At 64.7% G+C, this 26,220-nt stretch carries 22 protein-coding genes, 1 tRNA gene and 2 pseudogenes; 15 read left to right on the top strand and 10 right to left on the bottom strand.

Going from position 1 to position 26,220, the window contains the following annotated elements:
- The first annotated feature begins 10 nt into the window (after positions 1-10).
- The 6 genes from QM789_RS02205 (at position 11) to QM789_RS02180 (ending at position 4,209) form a co-directional block, all read left to right on the top strand.
- Complete coding sequence (locus tag QM789_RS02205; RefSeq protein ID WP_420350326.1) at positions 11-172, top strand: hypothetical protein; 162 nt, start codon at positions 11-13, stop codon at positions 170-172.
- 35 nt (positions 173-207) lie between these two features.
- Positions 208-330 carry a hypothetical protein gene (locus tag QM789_RS02200; RefSeq protein WP_420350325.1) on the top strand — a complete coding sequence of 41 codons (123 nt, stop codon included), beginning with the start codon at positions 208-210 and terminating at the stop codon, positions 328-330.
- Positions 331-355: 25 nt separating this feature from the next.
- Positions 356-1,213 carry an oxidoreductase gene (locus QM789_RS02195; RefSeq protein ID WP_420350324.1) on the top strand — a complete coding sequence of 286 codons (858 nt, stop codon included), beginning with the start codon at positions 356-358 and terminating at the stop codon, positions 1,211-1,213.
- A 441-nt stretch (positions 1,214-1,654) separates the two neighbouring features.
- Complete coding sequence (locus QM789_RS02190; RefSeq protein ID WP_420350323.1) at positions 1,655-3,241, top strand: flavin monoamine oxidase family protein; 1,587 nt, start codon at positions 1,655-1,657, stop codon at positions 3,239-3,241.
- Between the two features lie 11 nt (positions 3,242-3,252).
- Positions 3,253-3,657: a c-type cytochrome gene (locus QM789_RS02185; protein ID WP_420350322.1), complete on the top strand. Its 405-nt coding sequence runs from the start codon at positions 3,253-3,255 to the stop codon at positions 3,655-3,657.
- Between the two features lie 63 nt (positions 3,658-3,720).
- Entirely contained in the window at positions 3,721-4,209 is a 489-nt protein-coding gene (locus QM789_RS02180; protein WP_420350321.1) for a RidA family protein, read from the top strand.
- Positions 4,210-4,244: 35 nt separating this feature from the next.
- On the opposite strand, the gene QM789_RS02175 is transcribed toward QM789_RS02180, so the two are convergent.
- Together QM789_RS02175 and QM789_RS02170 are read right to left on the bottom strand one after the other, a co-directional pair.
- On the bottom strand, positions 4,245-4,754 hold the full coding sequence (locus QM789_RS02175; RefSeq protein ID WP_420350320.1) for a hypothetical protein: 510 nt from the start codon (positions 4,752-4,754) through the stop codon (positions 4,245-4,247).
- Between the two features lie 30 nt (positions 4,755-4,784).
- A complete protein-coding gene (locus QM789_RS02170; RefSeq protein WP_420350319.1) occupies positions 4,785-4,910 on the bottom strand; it encodes a hypothetical protein in 126 nt (41 codons plus the stop codon).
- A gap of 255 nt (positions 4,911-5,165) precedes the next feature.
- On the opposite strand from QM789_RS02170, the gene QM789_RS02165 reads away from it, so the two are divergent.
- The 7 genes from QM789_RS02165 to QM789_RS02135 all read left to right on the top strand — a co-directional run bounded on the left by QM789_RS02165 (position 5,166) and on the right by QM789_RS02135 (position 13,540).
- On the top strand, positions 5,166-5,354 hold the full coding sequence (locus tag QM789_RS02165; RefSeq protein ID WP_420350318.1) for a hypothetical protein: 189 nt from the start codon (positions 5,166-5,168) through the stop codon (positions 5,352-5,354).
- Between the two features lie 605 nt (positions 5,355-5,959).
- Positions 5,960-6,463 carry a VPLPA-CTERM sorting domain-containing protein gene (locus tag QM789_RS02160; RefSeq protein ID WP_420350317.1) on the top strand — a complete coding sequence of 168 codons (504 nt, stop codon included), beginning with the start codon at positions 5,960-5,962 and terminating at the stop codon, positions 6,461-6,463.
- A 696-nt stretch (positions 6,464-7,159) separates the two neighbouring features.
- Complete coding sequence (locus QM789_RS02155) at positions 7,160-8,227, top strand: HlyD family secretion protein (protein WP_420350316.1); 1,068 nt, start codon at positions 7,160-7,162, stop codon at positions 8,225-8,227.
- 2 nt (positions 8,228-8,229) lie between these two features.
- Positions 8,230-10,938 carry a ribosome-associated ATPase/putative transporter RbbA gene (rbbA, locus tag QM789_RS02150; protein ID WP_420350315.1) on the top strand — a complete coding sequence of 903 codons (2,709 nt, stop codon included), beginning with the start codon at positions 8,230-8,232 and terminating at the stop codon, positions 10,936-10,938.
- Between the two features lie 3 nt (positions 10,939-10,941).
- Complete coding sequence (locus tag QM789_RS02145; RefSeq protein ID WP_420350314.1) at positions 10,942-12,051, top strand: ABC transporter permease; 1,110 nt, start codon at positions 10,942-10,944, stop codon at positions 12,049-12,051.
- A 393-nt stretch (positions 12,052-12,444) separates the two neighbouring features.
- Positions 12,445-12,521: transfer RNA gene (locus QM789_RS02140), tRNA-Met, on the top strand.
- 374 nt (positions 12,522-12,895) lie between these two features.
- Positions 12,896-13,540 (top strand): PEP-CTERM sorting domain-containing protein, encoded by a 645-nt coding sequence (locus tag QM789_RS02135; RefSeq protein ID WP_420350313.1) that lies wholly within the window; start codon positions 12,896-12,898, stop codon positions 13,538-13,540.
- Here the strand turns inward: QM789_RS02135 and QM789_RS02130 are convergent.
- The 7 genes and pseudogenes from QM789_RS02130 to kdpA form a co-directional block, all read right to left on the bottom strand.
- Positions 13,435-14,235 carry a hypothetical protein gene (locus QM789_RS02130; protein WP_420350312.1) on the bottom strand — a complete coding sequence of 267 codons (801 nt, stop codon included), beginning with the start codon at positions 14,233-14,235 and terminating at the stop codon, positions 13,435-13,437. The two genes, QM789_RS02135 and QM789_RS02130, sit on opposite strands and share 106 nt — an antisense overlap.
- A 53-nt stretch (positions 14,236-14,288) precedes the next feature.
- Positions 14,289-14,533, bottom strand: a pseudogene (locus tag QM789_RS02125) (IS110 family transposase); the annotation flags it as partial.
- A gap of 222 nt (positions 14,534-14,755) precedes the next feature.
- Positions 14,756-15,448 (bottom strand): response regulator, encoded by a 693-nt coding sequence (locus tag QM789_RS02120; RefSeq protein WP_420350311.1) that lies wholly within the window; start codon positions 15,446-15,448, stop codon positions 14,756-14,758.
- Positions 15,445-18,132, bottom strand: a complete 2,688-nt coding sequence (locus QM789_RS02115; protein ID WP_420350310.1) for an ATP-binding protein — start codon at positions 18,130-18,132, stop codon at positions 15,445-15,447. Before QM789_RS02115 ends, QM789_RS02120 begins: the two co-directional genes overlap by 4 nt.
- A gap of 8 nt (positions 18,133-18,140) precedes the next feature.
- A complete protein-coding gene (kdpC, locus tag QM789_RS02110) occupies positions 18,141-18,719 on the bottom strand; it encodes a potassium-transporting ATPase subunit KdpC (RefSeq protein ID WP_420350309.1) in 579 nt (192 codons plus the stop codon).
- An 11-nt stretch (positions 18,720-18,730) separates the two neighbouring features.
- Positions 18,731-20,752 (bottom strand): potassium-transporting ATPase subunit KdpB, encoded by a 2,022-nt coding sequence (kdpB, locus tag QM789_RS02105; RefSeq protein WP_420350308.1) that lies wholly within the window; start codon positions 20,750-20,752, stop codon positions 18,731-18,733.
- Positions 20,753-20,807: 55 nt separating this feature from the next.
- The gene (kdpA, locus tag QM789_RS02100; RefSeq protein ID WP_420350307.1) at positions 20,808-22,493 is read right to left on the bottom strand and encodes a potassium-transporting ATPase subunit KdpA; all 1,686 of its coding nucleotides are present in this window, start codon (positions 22,491-22,493) and stop codon (positions 20,808-20,810) included.
- Between the two features lie 1,184 nt (positions 22,494-23,677).
- Between kdpA and QM789_RS02095 the strand changes: the two genes are divergently transcribed.
- Both QM789_RS02095 and QM789_RS02090 read left to right on the top strand, forming a co-directional pair.
- Positions 23,678-24,451, top strand: coding sequence for a phage virion morphogenesis protein (locus QM789_RS02095; RefSeq protein WP_420350306.1), 774 nt, complete (start codon positions 23,678-23,680; stop codon positions 24,449-24,451).
- Between the two features lie 60 nt (positions 24,452-24,511).
- Positions 24,512-25,290 (top strand): annotated as a pseudogene (locus QM789_RS02090) (IS5 family transposase); the annotation flags it as partial.
- Here the strand turns inward: QM789_RS02090 and QM789_RS02085 are convergent.
- Positions 25,268-26,086, bottom strand: a complete 819-nt coding sequence (locus QM789_RS02085; RefSeq protein WP_420350305.1) for a recombinase family protein — start codon at positions 26,084-26,086, stop codon at positions 25,268-25,270. The pseudogene QM789_RS02090 and the gene QM789_RS02085 sit on opposite strands and share 23 nt — an antisense overlap.
- Positions 26,087-26,220: the final 134 nt, after the last annotated feature.

The raw sequence follows: 26,220 nt of genomic DNA, 5'->3' as shown, positions 1-26,220 counted from the left end.
GGAAATTGCGATGAAATCCGTGACCTTCAGGAATGGCGCCATCGACATGGCCGCAAACCTGTATCTCCCCGCAGGTCTCGATGCGGTGAAGCGCCATGCCGCCATCGCCTTTGACGCGTCGTATCAGGGCGAGCGGCGGCCCCTCGCCCCCCCATGCGCGGGGCGAGGATAACAGTGCCGCGGTCGATTACCTGGCCACGCTGCCCTATGTCGACCGCGAGCAAGGACAAGCGCCTGCTGATTATGCCGGGCGCCTCGCATATCGCGCTGTATGACGGGCCCGACATGGCGATGGCGGCGCTTGGGCCGTTCTTCAGGGCAAAACTTTGAGCAGAAACTCATCAAGGAGATTGACATGAAAATCTGGTTCATCACCGGCGCATCGTCCGGCTTTGGCAAGGCGCTTGCGGAACTGGTTCTGGCCCGGGGCGACAGTGCCGTGCTGACCGCGCGTCGCCTGGAGCCGCTGCAAGAGATCGCGGCGGGTTATGGCGGGCGCGCCCTCGCGCTGCAACTCGATGTGACCGATGCCGATGCGCGCAAGGCTGCGCTGGCCGAGGCCACGGCGAAATTCGGCCGGATCGACGTGCTGGCCAATATCGCGGGCGCGGGCTCCTATGGCGCGCTGGAGGAATTCACCCCGGCGCAGATCCGCGCACAGATGGAGTTGAACTTCTTCGCCGCCGCGGAACTCTCGCGCGAGGTTCTGCCGCAGATGCGGGCGCGGAAATCGGGCCATATCCTGAACCTGACCAGTATCGCGGGGCTGGTGGCCTTCCCGGGCAGCGGGCTTTACAACGCGTCGAAATTCGCGCTGGAGGGCTTTACCGAGGCGCTGCACCACGAGGTCAAGCCGTTCGGCATCCGCGTGACGCTGGTCGAGCCGGGCGCCTTCCGCACCGGTTTCGCGGGCAGCGCGGCGATGCGCGCCGAGGGCCGGATCGCGGATTACGCGCCGCTGGATGCCGGGATGGAGGAGTATTACGCCACCCAGAACGGTCAGCAGATGGGCGATGCCGTCAAGGGCATGCGGGTGCTGATCGACATGGTGGACAGCGACACCGCCCCGGTGCGGCTGATGCTGGGCGAGGATGCCTATCAGCTGTGGGACAGCGCCGTTGCCTCGCGCAGCCGCGATCTGGCGGTGTGGCGCGCACGCGGCGAGGATACGGCGATTCCGGGCGCGCTGAAGAACCCCGTTCAGGCGCTGTGACAAGGGTGCCGGGCCGTGGATCGCGGCCCGGCGCCACACAGCATCAGGGCAGGTATCCGCTTCCGGGTTTGCTTACCCGGCGAACGGGCGCGCCGGTTTCGGTCGTCTGGGCGAACGCGCGGATGCCGGAAAGCACACCCTATGCAAATGTGCCGCGATAGCGAACTCTGAACACCCTCCAGGCGCGGGGCGGGGTGAGTCTGTCGTTCACGATACGGACGCAATGTTGCGGGAAATCCGGGTTTTGGTGTGAAACGATACATGTTTTGCCGGTATTTCGTGCATACATGAAAAATATAGCTCAATTCATATACGTTGATATTTTCGACATCCCGCGCGCGCTGCCGTCCCCTTACCTTTTGGTCAAAACAGGCGGAAGGAAGGCCATGTCACGAATTCCGGAGGATCCGCATGGGCCGCCGGACACGCAGCGAGGTCTTTATGTCATTCAATCCAGACGGAATTTCCCGGCGGTCCCTGCTCGGGATGATCGGCACGGTGGCGGGGGCGGCCGCCATGTATAGCGCCATGGGCTCGATGGGCCTCGCGAAGCCCTCGACCTGGAAAGGCCGGTTGAAGCTGGAAGGCGATCCGAAGGGCACCTCGGTGCTGATCCTCGGCGGCGGGCTTGCCGGGATGACCGCAGCCTATGAACTGCGCAACGCCGGATATACCGTCAAAATCCTGGAATACCGCGAAAAGGCCGGCGGGCGCTGCTGGACCCTGCGCGGCGGCGACAAATACACCGAACTGGGTGGCTTCACGCAGGAAGTCAAATTCGCCGAGGGCAATTACATCAACCCCGGCCCGTGGCGGATCCCCTCCGACCACTTCGCCGTGCTGGACTACTGCAAACGCTTCGGCGTGAAGCTGGAGCCCTTCATTCAGGTCAATTACAACGCCTATCTGCACAATACCGAAGCCTTCGACGGCAAGCCGCAGCGGTTCAAGGAAATCTCCACCGATTTCCGGGGCCATGTCGCCGAACTGCTGGCGAAATGCGTCGATCAAAAGGCGCTCGATGCCGATGTGACCGAGGCGGATGCCGAACTGCTGCTGGCGGCGCTGAAACGCTATGGCGCGCTGGATGACGATTTCAAATACGTCAAGGGCGAGAAGACCTCCTCTTTCCGCGGCTTTGAAAAGGCCGAAGGCGGTGGCCTCAGCGGCGAGCCGGAACCCTCGGAGCCGCATTCGCTTTCGGTCGTGCTGCAATCGAAACTGTGGCGCAGTCTGACGGCGGGCGACAACCTGCACATGCAATCGACGATCTTCCAGCCGATCGGCGGCATGGACATGATCGCCAAGGGTTTCGAGTCGCAGGTCGGCGACGTCATCACCTACAACGCCAAGGTCACGAAGATCAAACACGAGGGCAAAAAGGTCACCGCAACCTGGATCCCCAGCCATGGCGAAGGCCCGGAAACCACCGAGACGGCGGATTACTGCATCTGCACCATCCCGTTCTCGGTTCTTGGGCAGATCGAGCATGACTTCTCGCCGCGCATGACCGAAGTCATCGACAACATGCCCTATGAATCGGCCTTCAAGGTCGGGCTGGAGTTCAAGCGCCGCTTCTGGGAACAGGACGAACACATCTACGGCGGGATCAGCTACACCAACCTGCCGATCACGCTGATCGCCTATCCCAACACCGGCTTCTTCAGCGATGGTCCGGGCGTGCTGCTTGGCGCCTATCCCTGGGGGCCGTTCGCCTATCAGTGGAACGCCCTTCCGGCGGACGAGCGGGTCGCGAAGGCGCTGGATTACGGCAGCCAGATCCACCCGCAATACAAGGACGAATTCCTGTCCGGCGTGGCCGTGGGCTGGCACCGGGTGCCGTGGGTTCTGGGCTGCCACGGGATCTGGAAGGACCGCGAAGCCGATTACGACGACGCCTGTGCGATGGATGGCCGCACGCTGATGGCGGGGGAACATATCTCCTACCTGCCGGCGTGGATGGAAGGCGCGATCCTGTCGGCGCTGGACGCCGTGGAACGCCTGCACGCCACCGTCACCAAAGCCTGAGGAGAGCCATGATGAAAGCCATTCTCTATCCGCTGGCCGTCCTTGGCCTGACCTCTCTGCCGGTGATGGCCGACGAGGCCCGCCCCGACACCACCGGCTGGTTCGCCGACCCCGAGCGGCTGACACAGACCGATGGCGAGACGATCTACCGCGCTGTCTGTGCCGCGTGCCACATGCCGGAAGGGCAGGGGGCCGTGGGCGCCGGGCATTATCCCGCGCTGGCGAAGAACGAGATGCTGGCCGGGGCGGATTACCCCGTCCATGTCATCACCCACGGGCAGAAGGCGATGCCGCCGATCGGCGAGATGCTGGACGACGCGCAGGTTGCCGCGGTGGTGAACTATATCCGCACGCATTTCGGCAACAATTACACCGAAGATCCGGCCACGCCGGAGTCGGTTGCGGCGGCGCGCTGATCCGCCATGATGGGTGGGCTGCGGCCCGCCCGTAAACGATGACCTCAAGACAAGGATAAACCGATGAATTTTGCAAAATCCGCCGTTCTGGCCACCCTCCTGCTGGGCGCGACCCCGCTGATGGCGCAAGAGGTGGTGCGCCACCCGATCCCGAATTCGGATTTCCCGATCCTTCAGGCCGTGGAAGTCCCGGCGGGCAAGACCACCGTCTATCTCAGCGGCACCGTGCCCGCGGTCATCAACGCAAGTGCCGACAAGAACAGCGTCGAGGCCTATGGCAGCATGGAAGAGCAGACCGTTTCGGTGATGAACCGGATCAAGGCCCAGCTCGAAGGCATGGGGATGTCCGTCGGCGACATCATCAAGATGCAGGCATTCCTTGTGGCGCCCGAGGGCAAGCCGGTGGATTTCGCGGGCTTCATGAAGGGCTATTCGCAGTTCTTCGGCACCGCCGAGCAACCGAACCTGCCGGTCCGTTCGGCGATGGTGGTCGATGCGCTGGTAAGCCCCGCATGGCTGGTCGAACTGGAAGTCACGGCTGTCCGTCCCTGATAGCCCGACGATAGCAGCGCAGTGTGTGCCGCGCGCTATTGCCCTTCGGCCCAGTGATATTCCACACATTTCTGGCCGGGATGCCCATGCGGGTGTCCCGGTCTGGTTTTTCGGATTGAGAGGCCCGCGTCATTCGGGAGGGCCGGTTCGAGGCGCGAGAGCGTTGAACCGTGCATGAGCGAAACTGGTCCATGAGGAACCGGATGCGGGAAATCCGCACGTCCGGATCTGTGAGGGACAGGGCTCGGAAACGACCCGTCTACGCGGGAATTGAACTCCCCCAGACGCAGGTTTTTCTCCGCCGCCGTTTCAGCAAACAGCGTGCGCTCCAGCGTGACGTATAGCCCGCGACCATCGGGAAACAGTTGAGCGACAGGATATCCCCGCGCTCGATCCTCCGGCTGGTCACCGGATTGCGCGCCATCGGTGTTCAGGCTGGATTGGGGGCAGGTCCAGGTGCCCAGAAATTCGACATGCGGCCAGATGCGGGCGATTTCGCGCGCCATTATTGTGGCGGAATACAGTGCGACTGCGTGCTCCGGCATTTCGACCACCGCCGTTATCGGCGATGCGGGTCATTTTTTATGTGCAATCTCTTCGGTGGATTTCACCATCCACAGTCGCATCGCGGGTGTGCCGATGTCCACGAAATCCATGCCGGGGAATTCGGTCTTCAGAAAATTCAAAAGGTCGATAGTCACATGGCTGAATTCTATCCGCAACCGCTTCATCCTGCTGCCAATTTCCGAATGGTGTGGAAATAATTATCTTTGCACTGGTCGGTGTAGGTCAGGTTCCGTCCGCCAAATGTCCGTCGCCACGGCTGACCGCCATCTATTCCGGCGCTGACTGTGGTGGCAATATCATGATCGGCCACCAACCCATGGCGCCGTCCGAATTGGAGATACAGAAAATCCGGATAGTAATTGATGTTGTGATAGCTGGAGGGGCAGGGCGTGGCGCTATGCCCGGGCGCGATGATCCGCCCCGACCGTCGCACGGGCCACCTGATTCGTCTGTCGCGCGTGACCGTGCGGAAGGATTTCGGCTATTCCCTGCTGGTGCGACCGCAGGCTCCTACCGTACAACCAAATATCGTCGCGTTTCAGGAATGGGTTTTAAAACAGCGCGATAGCATGGAATGAGGCGAAAAGCTGTCCGGGCGTTCGCTATGCCCGGTGCACCGCCCGAAGAGAGCGGCACTTTATCAAGCCCGACCCAACCGTCGATCTGCCAGGGCAGGCGCGGACGTTCGGCGCGATCCGTTTTCCATGGCGACATCCCCCTGCCGCTCCGGTGACCCGCATGCAAACCGCATGTCATCGGGGAGTGATCCGCCGGAGCCATGACCTTGACGATCGCGCGAATCTTTTGGTGGGGGATAGAACCATCCAGTGGGCTGCATTCGTGGTGAACATAGACGACAGGCGGCCTGTCTTCCTGCTGATTCTTTCCGGCATTGTCATTGATAAGAAAACATTTACCAATTCCCCGCCGGAATCACTCCCCCGCCCGCCTGTGGCATTAATCTTAACACCATTTTAATGCAACGTTGATCCGCAACGGGATTTCGCTTCTTTAACCGTAACGGAATTGGTTACCGCCCCTTTGGCATAAAACAAGCCTATGGCACAGCCCGCCCGGACCGGCTAAAAAGCCCTTGTTCCGAATGAGTTCGCTCCGGATCGGGACAAAGTTGAAAATGGTTCGCCCCCGGTCGGGGCACAGTAACGAGGGAAACGTTATGAACATGAAGATGGCTTTCACGGCGGCGGTTCTGGCTCTGGCGGCTCCGGTCGCGGTTAATGCGGCCACGGTGACGGCGGGCTCGAACGGCGAGGCATTTACCCTGAAGCCGGGCGAAACCCACAGCACGGTCTGGAATGCCGGGCAGGCCTTCGACATTTCGCAAATCGGCTATACGCTGAATGGCGCCGGGCTCGATACGGTCGTCAAGTCGAATATCGAAAAGGTCCTGGCCGAGGGCAATGGCTTTACCGGCACCACCTGGGAATATATCACCGTTCCGGGCGGCAAGGTGACCTTCGGCTTCTCCTACAGCGACGAATTCGCGATCGACGCGGGCAAGAGCTTTGCGATTTCGATGGCCTATGACGCCGCCGGCACGCAGGACCTGCAAGCGACCTATACCTTCACCGCGACCCCCGCCGCCGTGCCGGTCCCGGCCGCCGGTATGCTGCTGGTCTCCGCCCTCGCCGGCCTCGGCGCCGCGAAGCGCCGCAAGAAGGGCTAAGGTTCCCTCGGGACGCCGCCTTCGGGCGGCGTCTTTGGGTTTCAGGGGCCAGTACAAACCGGCCCGTTCCAGTACACGCGGCGGTTTCGTCCTGCCGATCCTGCTGACCCGTTTCAGGCGCGAGCTGGGCGCGCCGCCGGGTGCCCGTTGTGGGTTAATGACGCCCGGCTGGCACCGTCTCTTATCGGTCGATCCTTTCGACCTCGAATTATAGGGTGCCTGAACGGAATGCGATGTCCCCGATGCCGGAGGTCTGCCCTTTGACAAGATCGTAACAACGGCGTGGGATACGCCAACTCGCAGCCTGACGCGCCCATTGCCCCCAATATTTCTCAGCCCTGCCGGGGTTTCCTAATGGCTTCCGTTCTATCGGGCAGGGCGGCGGCAAGCATGAACAGATGTTTTCTTCCAAAATATTCAGAATTTCCGGAAAAAACAAAACATACTGTAATAATTGATGTTTTTCTGAAATTCAGCCGCTCTGAACATTGCCCAAGGCGACCTGCCGGAGTGTCGCCCCTGCGCCAAGGGCTGGCGTCCCGCACCCGGATCGGAGCCGCGTTTGGCGCAATCCGCCCTGCCTGCTCATCAGATCCAGCCCCTTCGGACGGGGTGGACCCTTCCCGATATGCCTTGTGCGTGTCCTGCTTATCGCCCTATTGTAAAAACTGAACGGCGCGGTTTGGATTGGCGAAGATGAAACGGTGGACTGGAAAGCGGTTTCTTGTGGCCGCGGTGGTGGTGCTTGGGGTCGTGGGATATTTCGCCTGGAACAAGCTGGCGCATCCCGGCCTGCCTGCGGGGATCGCCTCCGGAAATGGTCGGGTCGAGGCGACGGAGATCGACATCGCCGCGCTGGCGAGTGGGCGAATCGCCGAAATCACCGCTGCCGAGGGGGATTTTGTCCGCGCGGGTGCGGTGCTGGTGCAGATGGATATCGTTCAGCTGACCGCGCAGAAACGGCAGGCCGAGGCACAGTTGCAGCGCGCCGAGATCGGCGTGGATACCGCGCAAAGTCTGGTGGTGCAGGCCGAGGCGCAGCGCGATGCGGCGCAGGCTTCGGTCGATCAGGCGCAGGCGATGCTGGATGCCGCGGCACAGCGGCTGGCGCGGTCGGAACAGCTTGCGCGTAGCAACACTCTGTCGCAGCAGGTTCTGGACGATGACCGTGCCCGCGAGCGGCAAGCCCGCGCCGGGCTGGCTTCGGCCCGCGCATCGCTTGCGGCGGCGCAGGCGGGGATCGGTTCGGCCAGGGCGCAGGTGGTGGATGCGCGCGCGGCGGTCGAGGCCGCGAAGGCCGCGATCGAAGCCGTGACCGCCTCGATCAACGATGCCACGCTGACCTCGCCGCGCGACGGGCGGGTGCAATACCGCATCGCGCAGGAGGGCGAGGTCGTGGCCGCCGGGGGCCGTATCCTCAGCCTTGTCGATCTGGGCGATGTCTACATGACCTTCTTCCTGCCCACCGATCAGGCCGGGCGGGTGCAGGCCGGGGCCGAGGCGCGGCTGGTGATGGATGCAGCGCCCAATGCGGTGATCCCGGCCACCATTTCCTATGTCGCCGATGTGGCGCAGTTCACGCCGAAGACGGTGGAAACCGCCGACGAGCGCGCCAAGCTGATGTTCCGCATCCGCGCCCGGATCGACCCGGAAATCCTGCGCAAATACATCGACTATGTGAAGACCGGCCTGCCGGGGATGGCCTATGTGAAGATCGACCCGGCGGCGGACTGGCCTGCCTTCCTGGGTAACGTGGTGAAGTGATCATGTCCGCGCCCGTCGCTTCGGTAAAGGGGCTGGGCCTGCGCTATGGCAAGGTCGCGGCGCTCGCCGATGTCACGCTGGAGATTCCGGCGGGGCGGATGGTCGGGCTGATCGGGCCGGACGGGGTGGGCAAATCCAGCCTGATGGCGCTTCTGTCCGGCGCGCGGGTGATTCAGGACGGCGATGTCCGGGTGCTGGACGGCGATATGCGCGACCCGGCACACCGCGCCCGCGTCTGCCCGCGCATCGCCTATATGCCGCAGGGGCTGGGCAAGAACCTCTATCCCACGCTGTCGGTGTTTGAAAACGCGGATTTCTTCGGCCGCCTGTTCGGGCAGGGCAAGGCGGAGCGCGAACATCGGATCGGTGAACTGCTGACGGCGACGGGCATGTCCGCCTTCCGTGATCGTCCGGCGGCGAACCTGTCGGGGGGGATGAAGCAGAAGCTCGGCCTGTGCTGCGCGCTGATCCATGACCCGGACCTGCTGATCCTTGACGAACCGACCACCGGGGTCGACCCGCTGTCGCGGCGGCAGTTCTGGGAGTTGATCGACCGGATCCGCGCCTCCCGTCCGGGGATGAGCGTGATCACCGCGACGGCCTATATGGAGGAGGCGGCGCGGTTCGACTGGCTGGTGGCGATGAACGCGGGCAAGGTGCTGGCCACCGGCACGCCTGCCGAACTGCTGGAACGGACCGGGGCGAAGGATCTGGACGCCGCCTTCATCGCGCTGCTGCCGGAGGCTGACCGGGGTGGGGATACCGCCGTCACCATCCCGCCGCAGAGCGCGGGGGAGGAGATCGCGATCGAGGCCGAACACCTGACCATGCGGTTCGGTGATTTCACCGCGGTGGATGACGTCAGCTTCCGCATCCGCAAGGGCGAGATCTTCGGCTTTCTCGGCTCCAACGGCTGCGGCAAGACCACGACGATGAAGATGCTCACCGGGCTGTTGCAGCCGACCGAGGGCACTGCGAAGCTGTTCGGCCGCCCGGTCGATGCGAATGACATCGACACCCGCCGCCGCGTCGGCTTCATGTCGCAGGCGTTTTCGCTCTATCCCGAACTGACGGTGCGGCAGAACCTTGATCTGCACGCGCGGCTGTTCGGGATGGAGGCGGCCAGGATCGGCCCCCGCGTGCAGGAGATGATCGCGCGCTTCGGGCTGGAGGAAGCGGTGGATACGCTGCCCGATGCGCTGCCGCTCGGCATCCGGCAGCGGCTGTCGCTCGCCGTCGCGATGATCCACGGGCCGGAGATCCTGATCCTCGACGAGCCGACATCGGGCGTCGATCCGGTGGCGCGCAACGGCTTTTGGCGGATCCTCGCGGAGCTGTCGCGCAAGGATGGCGTGACGATCTTCGTTTCGACCCATTTCATGAACGAAGCCGAATGGTGCGACCGGATCAGCCTGATGCATGCGGGCAAGGTTCTGGTCAGCGACACGGCTCAGGCGATCACCGCCGCCAAGGGCGCCGCAACGCTGGAAGACGCCTTTATCGCCTGTCTGCGGGAGGCGATCGGCGAGGAACCGCCCCCGGCGGCAATGGCCACCTCCGAAGAACGGAGCGAAACGCGGGGCGGGTTCAGCCTGCAACGCCTGCTCAGCTATTCCCGGCTGGAAAGCCTGCAACTGCGGCGCGATCCGATCCGGCTGGCGATGGCGCTGGTCGGCAGCCTGCTGCTGATGATCGTGATCGGTCTTGGCATCAACATGGATGTCGAGGATCTGAGCTTCGCCGTGCTGGACCGCGACCAGACCACCACCAGCCGCGATTATGTCAATGACATTGCCGGGTCGCGCTATTTTACCGAACAGCCGCCGCTGACCGGCTATGACGATATGGATGCGCGGATGCGCTCGGGGGATCTTGGGCTGGCGATCGAAATCCCGCCCGGTTTCGCCGCCGATGTCGCACGCGGCCGCAGCGTCGAGATCGGCGCCTGGTTCGACGGCGCCAATCCGACCCGCGCCAATACCGTGCAGGGCTATATCCAGGGGATGCATGCCGACTGGATCATGCGCAAGGCGCGCGAGCTTTACGGCGACGGCGCGCTCTCCGGCAGCTTCGATCTGGTCACCCGGTTCCGCTACAACCCCGATGTGCGCAGCATCGTCGCCATGGTGCCCGCCGTGATCCCGATGCTGCTGATGATGATCCCGGCGATCCTGACCACGCTCAGCGTGGCGCGGGAAAAGGAACTGGGCTCGATCCTCAACTTCTACGTCACGCCGGTGACGCGGCTGGAATTCCTGCTGGGCAAGCAACTGCCCTATATCATTCTGGCGATGCTGAACTTCGTGCTGATGATGGTGCTGGCGCTGACCTTCTTCGGCGTGCCGTTCAGCGGCGATATGGCGGCCTTCGCGCTGGCGGCGCTGGTCTATGTCACGGCGACGACGGCGCTCGGGTTTCTGGTGTCGGTGTTCATCACAAGCCAGGTGGCGGCGCTGTTCGCCACGGCGATGCTGACCATGATCCCCGCCGCGCAGTATTCCGGCATGATCGACCCGGTGTCCTCGCTTCAGGGGTTTGGCCGGGTGATCGGCGAAGTCTATCCGACATCGTGGTTCATGACCGCCGCGCGCGGCGCCTTCTCGAAGGCTTTCGGTCTGTGGGAACTGGTCGGGCCGATGCTGGCGATGGCGGCCGCCGTCCCGGTGATCCTCGGTCTTGCCGTGTTCTTCCTGAAGAAGCAGGAGAAATAGGCGATGAACCTGCGCAATGTCTGGACCCTTGGCGTGAAGGAACTGCGCGGGCTGTGGCGTGACTGGATCATGCTGGTGCTGATCGTCTATGCCTTCAGCCTGTCGATCTACACCGAATCCCGCGCGATGCCCGAGGCGCTGAACAAGGCCGCCATCGCCATCGTCGATGAGGACCAGTCGCATCTGTCCTCCCGCATCGCGCTGGCCTTCTATCCGCCGTGGTTCATGACGCCCGAACTGATCACCACCGCCGAGATGGACCGCCGGATGGATGCCGGGACGGATACTTTCGCGCTGAACATCCCGCCGGATTTCGAGCGTGACGTGCTGGCGGGGCGCGTCCCGGCGATCCAGTTGAATGTCGATGCGACCCGGATGAGCCAGGCCTTCACCGGCAGCGGCTATATCCAGCAGATCGTGAGCGGCGAGGTCTCGGAATTCGTCACCGGCAGCCGGGAAAGCGCGCTGCCCGTGGGGCTCGCCCTGCGGGCACGCTACAATCCGGGGCTGGATCCGGGCTGGTTCGGTGCGATCAACAGCGTGATCCAGTCGATCACCATGCTGTCGCTGATCCTGACCGGCGCCGCGCTGATCCGCGAAAAGGAACATGGCACGGTCGAGCATCTTCTGGTCATGCCGGTCACGGCGGCGGAAATCATGCTGTCAAAGATCTGGTCGATGGGGCTGGTGGTGCTGCTCGGCTCGTCCTTCGCGCTGATCGCGGTGGTGCAAGGGTTGCTGGCGGTGCCGGTGCAGGGATCGGTCGCGCTGTTCCTGGCGGGGGTGGTGCTGATGCTGTTCGCGATGACGGCACTCGGCATCTTCATGGCGACCATCGCCGGGACCATGCCGCAATTCGCGCTGCTGATGATGCTGGTGCTGATGCCGCTCAATGTGCTGTCGGGGGGCATGACGCCGCGCGAATCCATGCCCGAGGTGATCCAGACCGTGATGCTGGCCGCGCCGAACACGCATTTCATCATCCTGTCGCAGGCGATCCTGTTCCGCGGAGCCGGGTTCGATGTCGTCTGGCCGCAGTTCGTGGCGCTCGCGGTGATCGGCACGGTGCTGTTCCGGCTGGCGCTGGACCGGTTCCGCAAGTTTTTGCGATAGGCTGGGATGGCCGGTTTGCGCGGCGTTGGAGCGTCGATATTCCGTGGGGTTTCGGCGTTGAACCGCAGGGCAAATGTGCCGGGGCGTGATCCGAGCCGCGAAGTCAGAGAAAGCCCACCGGCCCGATAACAGGGCGGGCTGGGGTCAGACCCTTCGGCAGTGAAGCTCGCCATGATCCGGTTCGATCGTCAGCTTGCCGTCTCTTGATCGGGGCGTCGTGTTCTACCACGACAACGCTTCCGCCCGGTGCAGCACGAAGGCGGGGGCAAGTTCCTCTGGAGGCAGGGGAATTTTGAACAGGTCACGAATGGCGAATGGTGCCCGATCCGCCGGGAAAACGTCTCAAATCATCTATTGACGGCGCACACCTATTCGCATAGCAAGCCGTCTTGTGGCTAGGTAGCTCAGCAGGTTAGAGCACGTAACTCATAATCACGGGGTCGGGGGTTCGAGTCCCCCCCTCGCCACCAATTTTTCAGATGTGAAATAACTGCACGGGATCAATCGGTTGGCCGTGTGCGCAGTCGACCCGCATCGGCATTCTGACCCGGCGGACAGACGATCGGGGCTTGGTTTCAACGTGACCCAAGCCGATCCTGTGGCGGCGCATCAGCTTCCGGACCAAATTTTTTCCGCCGTCAGGAACGGCCCTGACTCACACGCCCGTTATGACCCGGGTAAACCTACCCCCATGTCGGATTGCGACCTGAGCCTTGCATCGCTGACCTGCCCAACCGGGATGGACGCGCAAAGCCGTGCGGCATCTGGACTATTTCCCGCGAATCGTTGCTCTCATGGGTCTGCGCAACAATGCTTGCCAAGACGTTAACTTTTCGGGAAAATCATGAGCCTCAGATCCATCGCCCTCGCGGGTGCCGCAGCCCTCGCGGTCTCCGCCACCCCCTCTCTGGCTGCGCCGATTCAGGTCATCGAGATGACGCTCCAGTATGTCGGGACGACGTTTAACCACCTCTACGTCTTCGACAATCAGGATGACGAGATACCCTACTATTTTTTTGACACGCTGGATGCTGCGGATGACCCGTGGGGTATCCCCTTTGTGGCCAACGGTCTGACGCCGGGACAGGTGACGACCTTCCGGCTGTCCGCAACTAAGGACAGCGACGGTTTCACCAAAATTCTGACCTGCGACCTGCCTGGCGTCGGGTGCGAGTATTTCGTGGATAACGCCTATGCCCCCCGTGTCACCAGCAGCGGTGTGGACATGATTGCCTGGGAGACAGTTGGGATATCCGCCAGCGCAGGTGGACTCGATCTCAACGAGTGGTACGAAGACCCGCAAGGTTTCGTGACCAGGGATGGTCGCCTGATAGGGGCGCAGTGGGGATATACCAAATCCGAGTTCGCGGCCCTCAGCTACAGCTACACCGTGATTCCAGATGTCCCCGAGGTGCCGGTGCCTGCGACCATGGCGCTGCTGCCGGGCGGGCTCCTTGTACTGGCCGCGCTGCGGCGGCGGCGCGGATAATCCCGATTTCTCTCACGGCCACGCACAGAGCGGGGCCGTGAGGCGAGAAACCGCCTCGCGAGACTAGGCCGAGACCGCCCCCTGATCGGCGATGTCTTCCGAACCCCGAACAGATCCGCCACGGTTGCCTCGGCTGGCGTCAGTTCGACGCCCGCGCGCAGGACGGAACCCTCGCCGGGCACCGGGATCTTCACCGCATCCGCGGGCGTGGCATAGGACGGGTCGAGCACGAGGGTATCGTTCAGGGCCTCCGGATAATCTTTCACGCTGCGCGAAGAATATCGCTGCCGCAGGCCCCAGAACTGCGGTGCCAGCGCCGATTGCGCCAGGTTGACCTCCGGATCGTCCATATAGGGCCCGCCGACATCCGCAGGCGACCGGTTCGGAATGAACAGGGCATTGTCCGCGACATGCACCGCAATGCCGCGCGCTGCCGCAGCATCACCTGCCGACAGATAGGGCGCGCGCGTCGAATCCGTTACGTTCTGGCGCAGATCGAGCGTGGTGTTGTTCTGCATCCAGATCTGGCCCTCATACATCGACGGGTCGATCGGCGCGGGAGGACCACCACTCGATCCCTGCGTCGACAGATCAAAATATGTCGAATACGCGACATTTCCGACAAAACGCGGCACATCCGGGATGATATGCAGGTTGTCGGCGATGAAGGCGTTCGTGGTTGCAATATGTATCATGCTGCTCGTCGCTGCGGTTGACAGCATGATATTGTGCCGGAAGGTCAGGATTTCCGCCGGACATAGGGCTTCACCGGTTGCGGCGCGATCATCCTCACCCTGTGGCCCAGTGATGGGAACCTCCGCAGGCGTCGATGGCGATCACGGTCGGCGGGCAGGTCGTGAAGACGTCGACTATCTCTTTGCGGCGCAGCTTCCTGCGTAAAACCGGATTGTTCACGCCATGCAGTTGAAAAACGTGCCTTGACGTCTCCATGCCGATACGAATGATCTTGTGCGCGGACGGCTCCCTTTGCATGAAATCTCAACGACTCACTTTGGCACCTTCGATGCCGGTCGGGGGCCACCCACTCCAACATGTATCGAAGCACCCACCGCCATCGCGCGGCAGGCGAAACCTGCACCGTGAGGGTTTGGGGCATTCCATCCTGCCCGTCGGGCCTACGGTCAGTCGTCGTTACCGAAACGGCCCGGCAGGTCGATGGCGGCCTTGGAAGCCGGCCCTATGCGCCACCATCCCTCACTGATCCGACAACCTGTATCCCACGCCCGGCTCGGTGAAGATCCAGCGCGGATCGGCGGCATCGTCGCCCATTTTGGCACGCAGCTGCCGGATATAGACGCGCAGATATTGGCTGTCCTCGGCATGGGCAGGCCCCCAGATCGCCTTCAGGATCATCGCCTGCGTCACCAGCCGCCCGGCGTGGGTCGCCAGCAGCCACAGAAGATCGAACTCCCTGCGGGTCAGTTTCAGATCGGCCCCGTCGAGAACCGCGCGGTGATCGGTGGCGTCGATGACCAGCGGGCCGAGCGTCAGCACCGCGGGGGCGGCCTCGCGCGCCCGGTCGCGCAAGAGGCCGCGCAGGCGGGCGAGAAGCTCGCCGGTCGAGAAGGGTTTTGTCACATAATCCTGCGCACCGGCGTCAAGTGCCGCGATCTTGCCCGCCTCGTCGCTCCTCACCGACAGGATCAGAACCGGCATCTGCGACCATTCCCGAACCGCCTGCAACACCGTAATCCCATCGGCATCGGGCAGGCCCAGATCGAGGATCATCGCCGATGGCGCCTCGCGCGCGGCAAGCGCGATCCCTTCGCGCGCGGTGGCGGCCTCGGAGACGACATGCCCCTCGGTTTCCAGCGCCACGCGCAGGAAGCGGCGGATCGGGGCTTCGTCCTCCACGATCAGGATGCGGGTGCCGGAAACGACGCTCAATGCGATACCTCGGGGTTCCATAGGGGCAGTTCGATGACGATCCTTGTGCCACGGCCATCAGGGTGGACCTGCTCGGCGTGGATCGTGCCGCCGTGGGCTTCGACGATGCCCTTGCAGATCGCAAGGCCGAGCCCGGTGCCCGTCTGCCCGCCGTCGCCCTGTTCCGCGCGCCAGAACATGTCGAACACCCGGTCGGCGGTGCCCGGCGGCAGGCCCGGCCCGTCATCCTCGACAGACAGGATCACGCGGCTGCGCTCGATCCGGGCGGCGATGCGGATCGGGCTTCCGGGGCCGGCATATTTGCGAACATTGTCGAGGATATTGACCAGAACCTGCTCGATCAGCACCGGATCGACCTCGACCGGCGCCATGTCGGCGGGGATCGCCACCTCGACCGGATGGCCTTTCAACACGCTGCGCAGCCGGTTGCGCGCTGCGCCCGCGAGTTCGCGCAGGTCGGTGGCGACCGTCTTCGGCTTCAGCGCGCCGTGGCCGAGCCGGGTCATGTCGAGAAGGTTCTGGATGTAACGGTCGAGCCGTTCCCCCTCTTCGCGGATCGTCTCGACCATAACCGCGCGCCCCTGCGCCGACAGGTTCGCGCGCTCCAGCCCCTCGGCCGCGCCGAGAATCGAGACCAGCGGGGTGCGCAGGTCGTGGCTGACCGAAGAGAGAAGGGCGGAGCGCAACCGTTCCGTCTCCCCCACCACCCGGGCCTGGGCGAGGTCGTCGGCCAACTGCACCCGTTCGAGCGCCAGCGCCACCTGATCGGCCAGCGCCTCCACCAGGCCCCGGTCGCCGGGGGCGGGCTCGCGCCCGTCGGCATAGGTCAGCCCGAGAACCCCGATCCGCCGATCGGCGGCGGTAAGCGGCAGGAACAGCCAGCGCGAGGTGGGCAGAGTGGCGGACCCCCGCCCGGCCGGTTCGCCGTGGTCGAAGGCGTAGCGGGCGGCGGCAAGCTCGCGTGTGTCCATACGATCCTCGGGCGGAAAAGCTCCGACGATCACCAGATTCCCGGTGTCGTCGGGAATCAGCAGGATTGATTCGCATTCCAACACCGCCGCGACATGGCTGACCGCGGCCCAGACCACATCGTCGACCGAAGCCGCCGCCGCCGCCTTGCGCGAGAAATCATAGAGCTTGCGGGTACGGTCCGAGATGGTGCGCTGCGCGATGGCCCGGTCGCGCAGACGGGCGGCGAGGTTGCCGGTGAGGAGTGAGGCGGCAAGGAACAGCGCCAGCGTCAGGAACTCGCCCCGGTTCCAGATATGCAAGGTGAGGCGCGGGGCGGTGAAGAGCAGGTTATAGGAAAAGAAGCTCAGGACCGCGGCCGTCACCGATGACCAGCGGCCGAGCTTTGCCGCCACCGCCACCACCGTCGTCATATAGATGAGCGACAGGCTGAGAACCGGGATCAGGCGATCGGCGGTCATCGCGACGAGCGTGGTCAGCGCTACGGCTGCGGCGACGATCCCGAAGCTGCGCAGGGCTGCGGGGACGTCCGGCGGAGGGGCCTTGCGTCGCTGGCGGGCGGGGCCTTCGTCGTCGGTCACCAGCGTCAGCTCGAACCTTGTCGCCCCGCGCAGGAGACCCGCCACCGCGATCTCGTGCGGCGTGGGCAGGAGCCAGCGGGCCAGACGATTGCGCGGCTTCGGGCGCGGCAGCACGATGCGGCGGACGTTGCGGGCCTGCGCGAATTCGAGCACCTCCTGTACCGGGTCGCGCTCGACCTGCAACAGGGTCACTTCGGCCCCCAGCCGTTCGGCCAGCCGCAGGGCCACCGCCCCATTGTCGCGCCCGTCGTCGGCATGGGTTTCCGCCCTGAGGCTGGCAAGCGCCACGGCCAGCCATTCGACCCGCGCCCGGTCGGCCGACCGTTTGGCGATGCGCACCGCGTCGCGCCCCACCGCGCCTTCGGGCAGCACCACGAGGATGCGCTCCTGCGTCGGCCACGGCCCCTCGATGGCATTCGCCGCCATATGCTGCTGCAACTGCGCATCAATCCGGTCGGCGGCGGTGCGCATGGCGAGTTCACGCAACGCGGTCAGGTTGCCCTTGGTGAAGAAATTCGCCACCGCCCGCGCCGCCTGATCCTGCACATAAACCTTGCCGGCGCGCAGCCGCTGGATCAGGTCGTCGGGCGGCAGGTCGATCAGCTTGATCTCGTCGGCCATCTCCAGCACGCTGTCGGGCACGGTTTCCCGCACCCGGACACCGGTGATCCGGGCCACGGTATCGTTCAGGGTTTCCACATGCTGGACGTTCAGCGTTGTATGAACGTCGATCCCGGCGGCCAGAACGTCCTCGACATCCTGCCAGCGCTTGTCGTGGCGACCACCCGACAGGTTGGAATGCGCCAGCTCGTCGATCAGGGCAAGGCCCGGGTGACGGGCGATCAGCGTCTCCGCATCCATCTCGTGCAGGATACGGCCATTGTGATAGGCCGCCCGGCGCGGCAGCACCTCCAGCCCGCGCAGCAGGGCCTCGGTCTCGGCCCGGCCATGGGTCTCGACCACGCCGACCAGCACCTTGACACCCTCCGCCGCGCGACGGCGGGCGTCCTCCAGCATGGCATAGGTCTTGCCCACCCCCGGCGCCGCCCCGAGGAAGATCGTGAGCCGCCCGCGCCCCTCGCGGCGGGCCTCGGTCAGCAGGGCTTCCGGTTCGGGGCGCAGGGGCTCGGGCATGGCACTCCTCAACTGCCGCCAGCAGGCCGCAGCGGCAGGGCCGCGTCAAGCGCCAGATTGGTCAGCAGGACATTGACGTGCGGCTCGCCATAAAGTCCGAGCCAGCGGGTTTCGATATGATCGGTAACGATCCGCAGCACTTCGGCGGTTGGCACACCCCGAGCCGCGGCGATGCGCGCGGCCTGCCCCCGGGCGTTCGCGGGCGAGATATGGGGATCGAGCCCGGAGCCCGAGCTTGTCACCGCATCGACCGGCGCCGTGCCGCCATTGGCCGTTTCCCATTCCGTGCGGCGCGCGGCGACCGCGGCCGCCAGCGCGGCCGAGGTCGGGCCGAGGTTCGAGCCGCCCGAGGACATGGGGTCATAGTTGCCCGCCGAGGGGCGCGGGTGCAGGTAGCCCGCCCCCATGAAGCGCTGCGCGATCAGGGCCGAACCGATGGCGCGGCCATCGCGCCGGATCAGGCTGCCGGTGGCGGTGTCGGGGGCGATCACCTGCGCGATGCCGGTCATCGCCAGCGGATAGGCAAGGCCGGTCAGCACGGTCATCGCAACGAGTATCACAAGGGCGGGGCGAAGCTGGGTCAGCATGGCATTCTCCTTCAGGCGAGGCCGAGGGCGGTCACGGCCATGTCGATGGCCTTGATGCCGAGGAAGGGCGTGATCAGCCCGCCCAGACCGTATATCGTCAGGTTGCGCCGCAGCAGCGCCGCAGCGCTCGCAGGCCGGTAGCGCACCCCGCGCAGGGCCAGCGGGATCAGCGCCACGATGATCAGCGCGTTGAAGATCACCGCGGACAGGATGGCGCTTTGCGCGCTCTCCAGCCCCATGACGTTCAGCACCGCGAGGCCGGGGAAGGCCGCCACGAACAGCGCCGGCAGGATGGCGAAGTATTTCGCGACGTCGTTGGCGATGCTGAACGTGGTCAGCGCCCCGCGCGAGATCAGCAGTTGCTTGCCCACCATCACCACCTCGATCAGCTTGGTCGGGTCGCTGTCGAGGTCGATCAGGTTCGCGGCCTCCTTGGCGGCGGGCGTGCCCGAGTTCATCGCCACGCCGACATCCGCCTGTGCCAGTGCCGGGGCGTCGTTGCTGCCGTCCCCGCACATGGCGACCAGCCGCCCGCCCGCCTGTTCGCGGCGGATGTAGTCCAGCTTCATCTCGGGTGTCGCCTCGGCCAGAAAGTCGTCCACCCCGGCCTCAGCGGCGATGGCGGCGGCGGTCAGGGGGTTGTCGCCGGTGATCATCACCGTGCGGATACCCATGGCCCGCAGCTCCGCGAAACGCTCGCGCACACCGGGCTTGATCACGTCCTTGAGGTGGATCGCGCCGAGGATCGTGCCGTCCTGCGCGACCAGCAGCGGCGTGCCGCCCGACCGGGCGATCTCCTCGACCCGCGCCCGCAGCGTTGGGTCGGCCTGCGTGCCGGTGAAGCGCTCGACCGCATCCACCGCCCCCTTGCGCAACCGCATTCCGGACAGGTCCACACCGGACAACCGGGTCTGGGCGGAAAACGCGATCGGTTCCCCCGGCCTCGCCGTATCGGCGGCCAGCCCGGGCTCCAGTTTCCGCGCCAGATCCACGATGGACTTGCCCTCGGGCGTCTCGTCCGACAGCGAGGCGCGGAAGGCCGCCTCGATCAACTGCCGCTCGCCGATGCCAAGCGCGGGCACGAAGGCATCCGCCATGCGGTTGCCGAAGGTGATCGTCCCGGTCTTGTCCAGGAGCAGCGTATCCACATCCCCCGCCGCCTCGACCGCGCGGCCGGATTTTGCGATGACATTGGCCCGCACCAGCCTGTCCATGCCCGCGATGCCGATGGCCGAGAGCAGCCCGCCGATCGTGGTGGGGATCAGCGTCACGAACAGCGCGGCCAGCGTGATGACCGGGATCACCAAGCCGGAGTAGCGCGCAAAGGGCTCCAGCGTGACCACCACGAACAGGAAGATCAGCGTCAGCCCCGCCAGCAGGATGTTCAGCGCGATCTCGTTCGGGGTCTTCTGCCGCTCCGCCCCCTCGACAAGCGCGATCATCCGGTCGAGGAAGCTCTTGCCCGGTTCGGCGACGATGCGCAGCACCAGTTCGTCCGAAACGATCCGCGTGCCGCCCGTGACCGATGAGCGGTCGCCGCCGGATTCGCGGATCACCGGCGCGCTTTCCCCGGTGATGGCGCTTTCATCGACCGAGGCGACGCCGCGGATCACCTCGGCATCGGTGGGGATCAGGTCGCCCGCCCGGACCAGCACCAACTGCCCGGCGCGCAGGGAGGACGAGGGCACCTCGCGCGGGGACGGATCGCCCTCATGCGCCAGCAGCTTCACCATGGTTTCCGCCTTGGTGGCGCGCAGGCTGTCGGCGCGGGCCTTGCCGCGACCCTCGGCCAGCGCCTCGGCGAAGTTCGCAAACAGCACGCAGATCCAGAGCCAGAAGGCGATCTGAAGGCTGACGCCCCAGCCCTCGGCCCCGATGGCGAGATCACGCAGCGACAGCAGGGTGGTCAGCACTGCCGTGACGGCGGTGACGAAGATCACCGCATTGCCCATCAGCGCGCGCGGATGGAGTTTCGCGAAACCGGCCTTGAAGGCCGAAAGGTAGAGGCCGCCTTGGGCCGTTGCGGTGGACATTTCCCTTGTCCTTCGATGGGGGGAACGGGCGGCCCGGGCGGGGCCGCCGGAGGGGTCAGAACCGCTGCCCGGCGATCAGCGCCGTCTGTTCCGCGATGGGGCCAAGCGCCAGCGCCGGGAAGAAGGTCAGCGCGCCGAGGATTGCCACGGTCAGCACCAGCAGCGTTACGAAGAGCGGCCCATGGGTCGGAAAGCTGCCCGCCGTGACAGGCGCGGGCTGCTTTGCCGCCAGCGACCCGGCAATGGCCAGCATCGGCACGATGACCGCATAGCGGCCGAGGATCATCAGCAGCCCCAGTGCGGTGGTCTGCCACGGGGTCGCCGCGCCCCAGCCCGCGAAGGCCGAGCCGTTGTTTCCGGTAGCCGAGGCATAGGCATAGAGGATTTCCGACAGCCCGTGCGGCCCTGCCTCCTGCACCGAGGTCAGCGCCGCCGGCACCGTGGCCGAGATCCCCCCGCCCAGCAGGATACCGAGCGGCATCGACAGGAAGGCGAGGATCGCCAGCGTCACCTCGCGCCCCTCGATCTTGCGGCCGAGGTATTCCGGCGTCCGCCCCACCATCAGCCCGGCCAGGAACACCGCCAGCACGACATAAAGCAGCATCCCATACAACCCCGCGCCGACACCGCCGAAGATCACCTCTCCGATCATCATGTTGAGCATCGCGACCATGCCCGAGAGCGGCATGAAGCTGTCGTGCATCGCGTTGACCGAGCCGTTCGAGGCCGCGGTGGTCGCCTCGGCCCAGAGCGCCGAGAGGGTGGCGCCGAAGCGCATTTCCTTGCCCTCCAGGTTCGCGCCCGCGCCGAGGATGGGATTGCCCCCGGTCTCGCCCCAATGGATCACCGCGAGCCCCGCGAGGAACATCACCCCCATGGCGGCGAAGATCGCCCAGCCCTGCCGCGCATCGCGCGCCATACGCCCGAAAAGGAAGCAGAACCCCACCGGGATCAGCAGGATCGACAGGCATTGCACCATGTTCGCGATCACCGTGGGGTTCTCGAACGGGTGGGCCGCGTTCACGCCGAAGAAGCCGCCGCCATTGGTGCCGAGCTGCTTGATTGCGGCCTGCGCCGCCACCGGGCCGCGCGCGATGACCTGATCGGCGCCTTCCAGAGTGGTGACATGGGCCGCCCCCAGCAGCGTCTGCGGCACGCCCTGCACGATCAGCACCAGCCCGATGACCACCGACAGCGGCAGCAGGATGTAAAGAACCGAACGGGTCATGTCCGCCCAGAAATTGCCGAGGCCCGCCCCCTTTGGCCCGGTGAAACTGCGGATCACCGCGATGCCCACCGCCATCCCGGTGGCGGCCGAGACGAAGTTCTGCACCGTCAGCCCGGCCATCTGGCTGAGATAGCTGAGTTGCGCCTCGCCCGAATAGGCCTGCCAGTTGGTGTTGGTCACGAAGCTGACCGCCGTGTTGAAGGCGAGATCGGGTGCCATGGCTGCAATCCCGTCGGGGTTCAGCGGCAACAGGCCCTGTAACCGCAGGATCGCGTAAAGGAGGAGGAAACCCAGAAGGTTGAAGATGAGAACCGCCATCGCATAGGTCATCCAACCCTGCGACTGATCGGGCTTCACCCCGGCCAATGCGTAGAACCCGCGCTCGACCGGGCCGAGGATGGGGGAAAGCACCGTGCGCTCGCCCGAATAGATGCGCATCATGGCCGCAGCAAGGAACCAGCCCCCCACCGTCAGCACCGCGCAGAACAGGATATATCCGGCAAGAACCTGCATCACCGCCCCCTCAGAACCGGCCCGGGCGCAGCAGCGCCAGGATCAGAAAGCCGAAGATGCCCGCCGCTGCGGCGAGCCCCAGAACAATGTCGAACATCGCTCCCTCACAATCCGCCGATCAGACGCGCAGCCCCTGCGAAAAGGGCAAAGCCACCGAGGCCAAGGGAAAGATAGATGAGGTCTGCCATTGCAGGTCTCCCACGGTTTCGATGCGGGCATGATCGTGCCTCGGGGCGTAAACGGGCTATGTGAATCCACGCATGTCGCGTAAAGCGCGCATAAATTTCCCGCCCCTGACCTTCTGCGTGTTTCGTGGGTGAGTGGGGAGCCGGAGCGAGGCGGAAGTTCGACCGCGGGTTCGGGATCGGGGCTGTGAGGCTTCGGGTGTGGCGCCGACTTGCCCTTGATGTGGCTGGCCGTGCCGGTGAGAACGGACCTGCCCAGGGGCTCGGATCGAAAGATCGATGTGGATCAATGCTTTGAGGGTACGCACGGTACGGCGGAACGCCCGGGAATGGTGGAAAGCGCCCGGCCATCACTGACATCGGACCGGTGAACGCCACCGGCTCAAGTGAACCGACGAGGCCAGGGACCGCGACTTCCAGGCCGACCGATCGAACCGGAAATGGCTGGCTATGCCGCCTTGGCAGCGGATTTCGACCGGCTCGTCGAAAGATACGGCTGGTCCTGCAATGGCGGATCCGGACGATCTTCGCGACCAACAGCCGCACAAGCTACATGGCCGGACGCCTCGCGATGATGCGCGATCCGGATGTCGTCAGGATTCAGCCCTGGTGGCAATATATCCATGCCGAGAGCCGGACGCCGATGGCTCCGCGCCCGCAGCACCTCTTCTGGGACAGGCTGGTGCTGCGGTGGGGCGATCCATGGTGGGACATCCACTTTCCGCCCAACGACTGGATGTGCAGTTGCGGCGTGCGGGCGATGTCGGAACGCCGGGCTGCAACCCCGCTGGGATGCGCCCGCACCCGCCACGATCACGCGGCCTTATCATCACCGTGCCAGCGGCATGGTCGATCAGCCCGAGGGCGTGGGTTTCGGCTGGGATTATCAGCCCGGGAACCTCTGGGAGCGCGGCCTCGTGCCGCCGAAGCTCGAAGATGATGCGGGCGGTCTGACGCTCGACGGTCGCCATGCGGTCAGGATCGACACGCCGGAGCCCATTGCGGATCTGCTCTCCAAATTCCGCCCCTTCATGGCGAAGCCGCTCCCGCTCAACCTGCGCGATTTGGAAATCGGGCGAGGAGAAACTCCTCGTCGATCGCCGCTATATCCGGACGGATGGCGATACCGGCCTGATCGTCGTGTTCGAGGTGGGCCGACGGTGGTGGGAGGCGGTTACGGCCTGCAATCCGACGAAAAAGAACCGTCAGGCGGATCTGGGCCTGCTGGCTTTGCGGCGCGGTGGGAAGCTCGTTTGGTCGAAAGAATACAGCCGCCGGGGTGATCCGGCGGCAGCGTCGGGGGCCTACCAGGAACATCACCGTTCTTCGGATTACCGACGCGCTTCAATCATAGCCGTTCAGCACGAGAATTTCCAGATGCCAGGCACGTTCACGATCGAGGTCAACGACCAGGAGGCCCGCGCGGCACTGGCCGGGATCATCCGGCGCATGGAGGAGCGGCGCGGGTTCTATACGTCTGTCGCCGAGCTGCTGCGGTCGTCGGCGATGACAAACTTCAAGCGGCAGGCCGCGCCCGACGGAACCCCCTGGAAGAAGCTGAAGGCGGCGACGATCCGAAGGCGCACCGCGATGGGGCAGGTGCCGATAAATCCTGTCCTCGAATATCAAATCCGGATCCGCCCTGCGGGGCTCCACACCATGGCGGCAGATGACGATAGCGCCCGGGTGGGCGTGATGGAGCGGATCCCATACGGCGCCATCCACCAGTTCGGGGGCACAATCGCCATCCCCGCGCGCAAGGGGCGCGTGTAAGTCATGTTGGAAAAAGGATTTCCCTGCGCGGTCGGCTGTGATTCGAGGTCATCCCTAGATGTGACCTTGGCATGCAACCTGATGTCCGGCGACGAATGGGCATTCCTTGGGGGCTTCATCCGAGCCGTCCGGCATTCGAACGGGCGCAAGCCTGCGGACCATCGACTCGTTCTGTGGCATTTCTGGGTCGCGCGGAGCAGTGCACCCTGGCGGGACCTGCCAGAGGAGTTTGGCAGGTGGTCCTCCGTCCTCCGTCCGCCGGCAGTTCCGGCGCGGGACGCTCGCCGGGCTGTGGGAGGACATCCTGGATGCTTTGAACCACGCCGGTGTTGCGCCCGACAAGCTCCAGATGATCGACAGCCCCGTGATCAGGGCCACCATCATGCGGCCGACGCAGTTTGAGGCCAAGAAACGCCCGGTGGGCATTTCGACCCGATAACGGGGACTCCGAAAGAGGCTCTTGGCCGTTCAAGAGGTGGGTTCTCGACCAGGATCCAACTCCGCGTCAAAGGCGCGGACCTCCCGATGAGGACCGAGCACACGCCCGGACAGGATTCAGACTATACGGGCCATGACCTGGTGATGGCCGGAAACCTGCCGTGTTGGTCGCCGGCAGGGGCTATGATGCAGCTGAAATTCGAGAAGACATCGAGAGCCGTAATGCGCCGCCCATGATCCCGATGCAAAAGAACCGCAAGGTGATCGACATGACGATCTATACGCTGCGCAATATGGTCGAACGGTGCTTCAACAAACTCAAGAACAGTCGCCGCCTGGCAGCCCGCCACGACAAAACCTCAGACAGTTTCCTCGGCTTCATCGACATCGCCTGCCATCGTCGAAGACGGAAACCGGCCGCCATGGCGGGCTGTCGCCCTGCACCTGCAAGGCGTAACGATAGTTCCGCGCCGCCTCGGCCGGAATGATCGGCGCGGCCGGGACCGTCTGGCGCTGGCCGACAGGCGGTGCCGGATAGGCCCATGCCACGGTCGGCATGTAGAGCGATTCCCGCGCGCGCAGCTCGATCATGTAGGTGCGCCGGTCGGTGGTGACGACAAGGTTGGTGGAAATGTCCGGCCGCGTGGGCTTCACGAGGATATGGACACGGCGGGGTTTCCGGCCTTTGTATTTCCCGGCTTCCTTGGCCTTGGCGATCCCTTCGCGCTGGCGCTCAAGCATCACTTCCCGCTCGAACTGAGCAACACCGCCCAGCAGGGTCAGCATAAGCCGCCCGGTCGGGGTCGAGGTATCCACCCCAAGATTCAGGATGCGCAGGGAAACTCCCTTGGTCTCCAAGGTCCGGACAATGCCGCTCAGATGATGAATGCTCCGGGCCAGCCGGTCCAAAGCCGTTACCACGAGCACATCCCCTTCCCGGACGTAATCAAGGCAGGCATTCAATTGGGAGCGGTGTCCGGCGGCACTGGCCTGTTCCCGGACATCCTTGGGAACCCCGGCATTCCTGAGGCGGTCTGCAAGCGTATGGTGGAAGCTGTGCATCCCCTGCCGCTCCGTCGCCAGATTGTTTTCCCTGAGCCACTTAATGAGCGCCGCAGATGCCGTCTCGGCATTGAACGCCTTGCCCGGTCGCTTGGGCTGGAACACGGGGAACAGGTAGGGGCCTTCGGTGGTCATGGCCTGTCCGACCGCCCACAGGGCTTCCCCGACAAGCGGCACCTTCCGGACGGATTCCTCCGTCTTCACCCCCCGGATTTCGTTGGGGGCAATGGTGATATACGGGACGGGGCGGCGCGGGAACTGGAGGCGCA

The organism is Paenirhodobacter sp. (assembly GCF_047600745.1).
Classification (GTDB): Bacteria; Pseudomonadota; Alphaproteobacteria; order Rhodobacterales; family Rhodobacteraceae; genus Rhodobacter.
The sequence above is the reverse complement of the archived record's forward strand: the minus strand, read 5'-3'. Positions and strand labels throughout refer to the sequence as shown.

Bases quoted from the DNA above. Each gene is read 5' to 3' on its own strand.
- QM789_RS02205 (WP_420350326.1), top strand. From the start codon at position 11: ATGAAATCCGTGACCTTCAGGAATGGCGCCATCGACATGGCCGCAAAC.
- QM789_RS02180 (WP_420350321.1), top strand. From the start codon at position 3,721: ATGAATTTTGCAAAATCCGCCGTTCTGGCCACCCTCCTGCTGGGCGCG.
- QM789_RS02160 (WP_420350317.1), top strand. From the start codon at position 5,960: ATGAAGATGGCTTTCACGGCGGCGGTTCTGGCTCTGGCGGCTCCGGTC.
- kdpC (WP_420350309.1), bottom strand. From the start codon at position 18,719: ATGCTGACCCAGCTTCGCCCCGCCCTTGTGATACTCGTTGCGATGACC.
- QM789_RS02115 (WP_420350310.1), bottom strand. From the start codon at position 18,132: ATGCCCGAGCCCCTGCGCCCCGAACCGGAAGCCCTGCTGACCGAGGCC.
- rbbA (WP_420350315.1), top strand. From the start codon at position 8,230: ATGTCCGCGCCCGTCGCTTCGGTAAAGGGGCTGGGCCTGCGCTATGGC.
- QM789_RS02190 (WP_420350323.1), top strand. From the start codon at position 1,655: ATGTCATTCAATCCAGACGGAATTTCCCGGCGGTCCCTGCTCGGGATG.
- kdpA (WP_420350307.1), bottom strand. From the start codon at position 22,493: ATGCAGGTTCTTGCCGGATATATCCTGTTCTGCGCGGTGCTGACGGTG.
- QM789_RS02185 (WP_420350322.1), top strand. From the start codon at position 3,253: ATGAAAGCCATTCTCTATCCGCTGGCCGTCCTTGGCCTGACCTCTCTG.
- kdpB (WP_420350308.1), bottom strand. From the start codon at position 20,752: ATGTCCACCGCAACGGCCCAAGGCGGCCTCTACCTTTCGGCCTTCAAG.
- QM789_RS02155 (WP_420350316.1), top strand. From the start codon at position 7,160: ATGAAACGGTGGACTGGAAAGCGGTTTCTTGTGGCCGCGGTGGTGGTG.
- QM789_RS02200 (WP_420350325.1), top strand. From the start codon at position 208: ATGTCGACCGCGAGCAAGGACAAGCGCCTGCTGATTATGCCGGGCGCC.
- QM789_RS02135 (WP_420350313.1), top strand. From the start codon at position 12,896: ATGAGCCTCAGATCCATCGCCCTCGCGGGTGCCGCAGCCCTCGCGGTC.
- QM789_RS02085 (WP_420350305.1), bottom strand. From the start codon at position 26,086: ATGACCACCGAAGGCCCCTACCTGTTCCCCGTGTTCCAGCCCAAGCGA.
- QM789_RS02195 (WP_420350324.1), top strand. From the start codon at position 356: ATGAAAATCTGGTTCATCACCGGCGCATCGTCCGGCTTTGGCAAGGCG.
- QM789_RS02130 (WP_420350312.1), bottom strand. From the start codon at position 14,235: ATGATACATATTGCAACCACGAACGCCTTCATCGCCGACAACCTGCAT.
- QM789_RS02175 (WP_420350320.1), bottom strand. From the start codon at position 4,754: ATGCCGGAGCACGCAGTCGCACTGTATTCCGCCACAATAATGGCGCGC.
- QM789_RS02145 (WP_420350314.1), top strand. From the start codon at position 10,942: ATGAACCTGCGCAATGTCTGGACCCTTGGCGTGAAGGAACTGCGCGGG.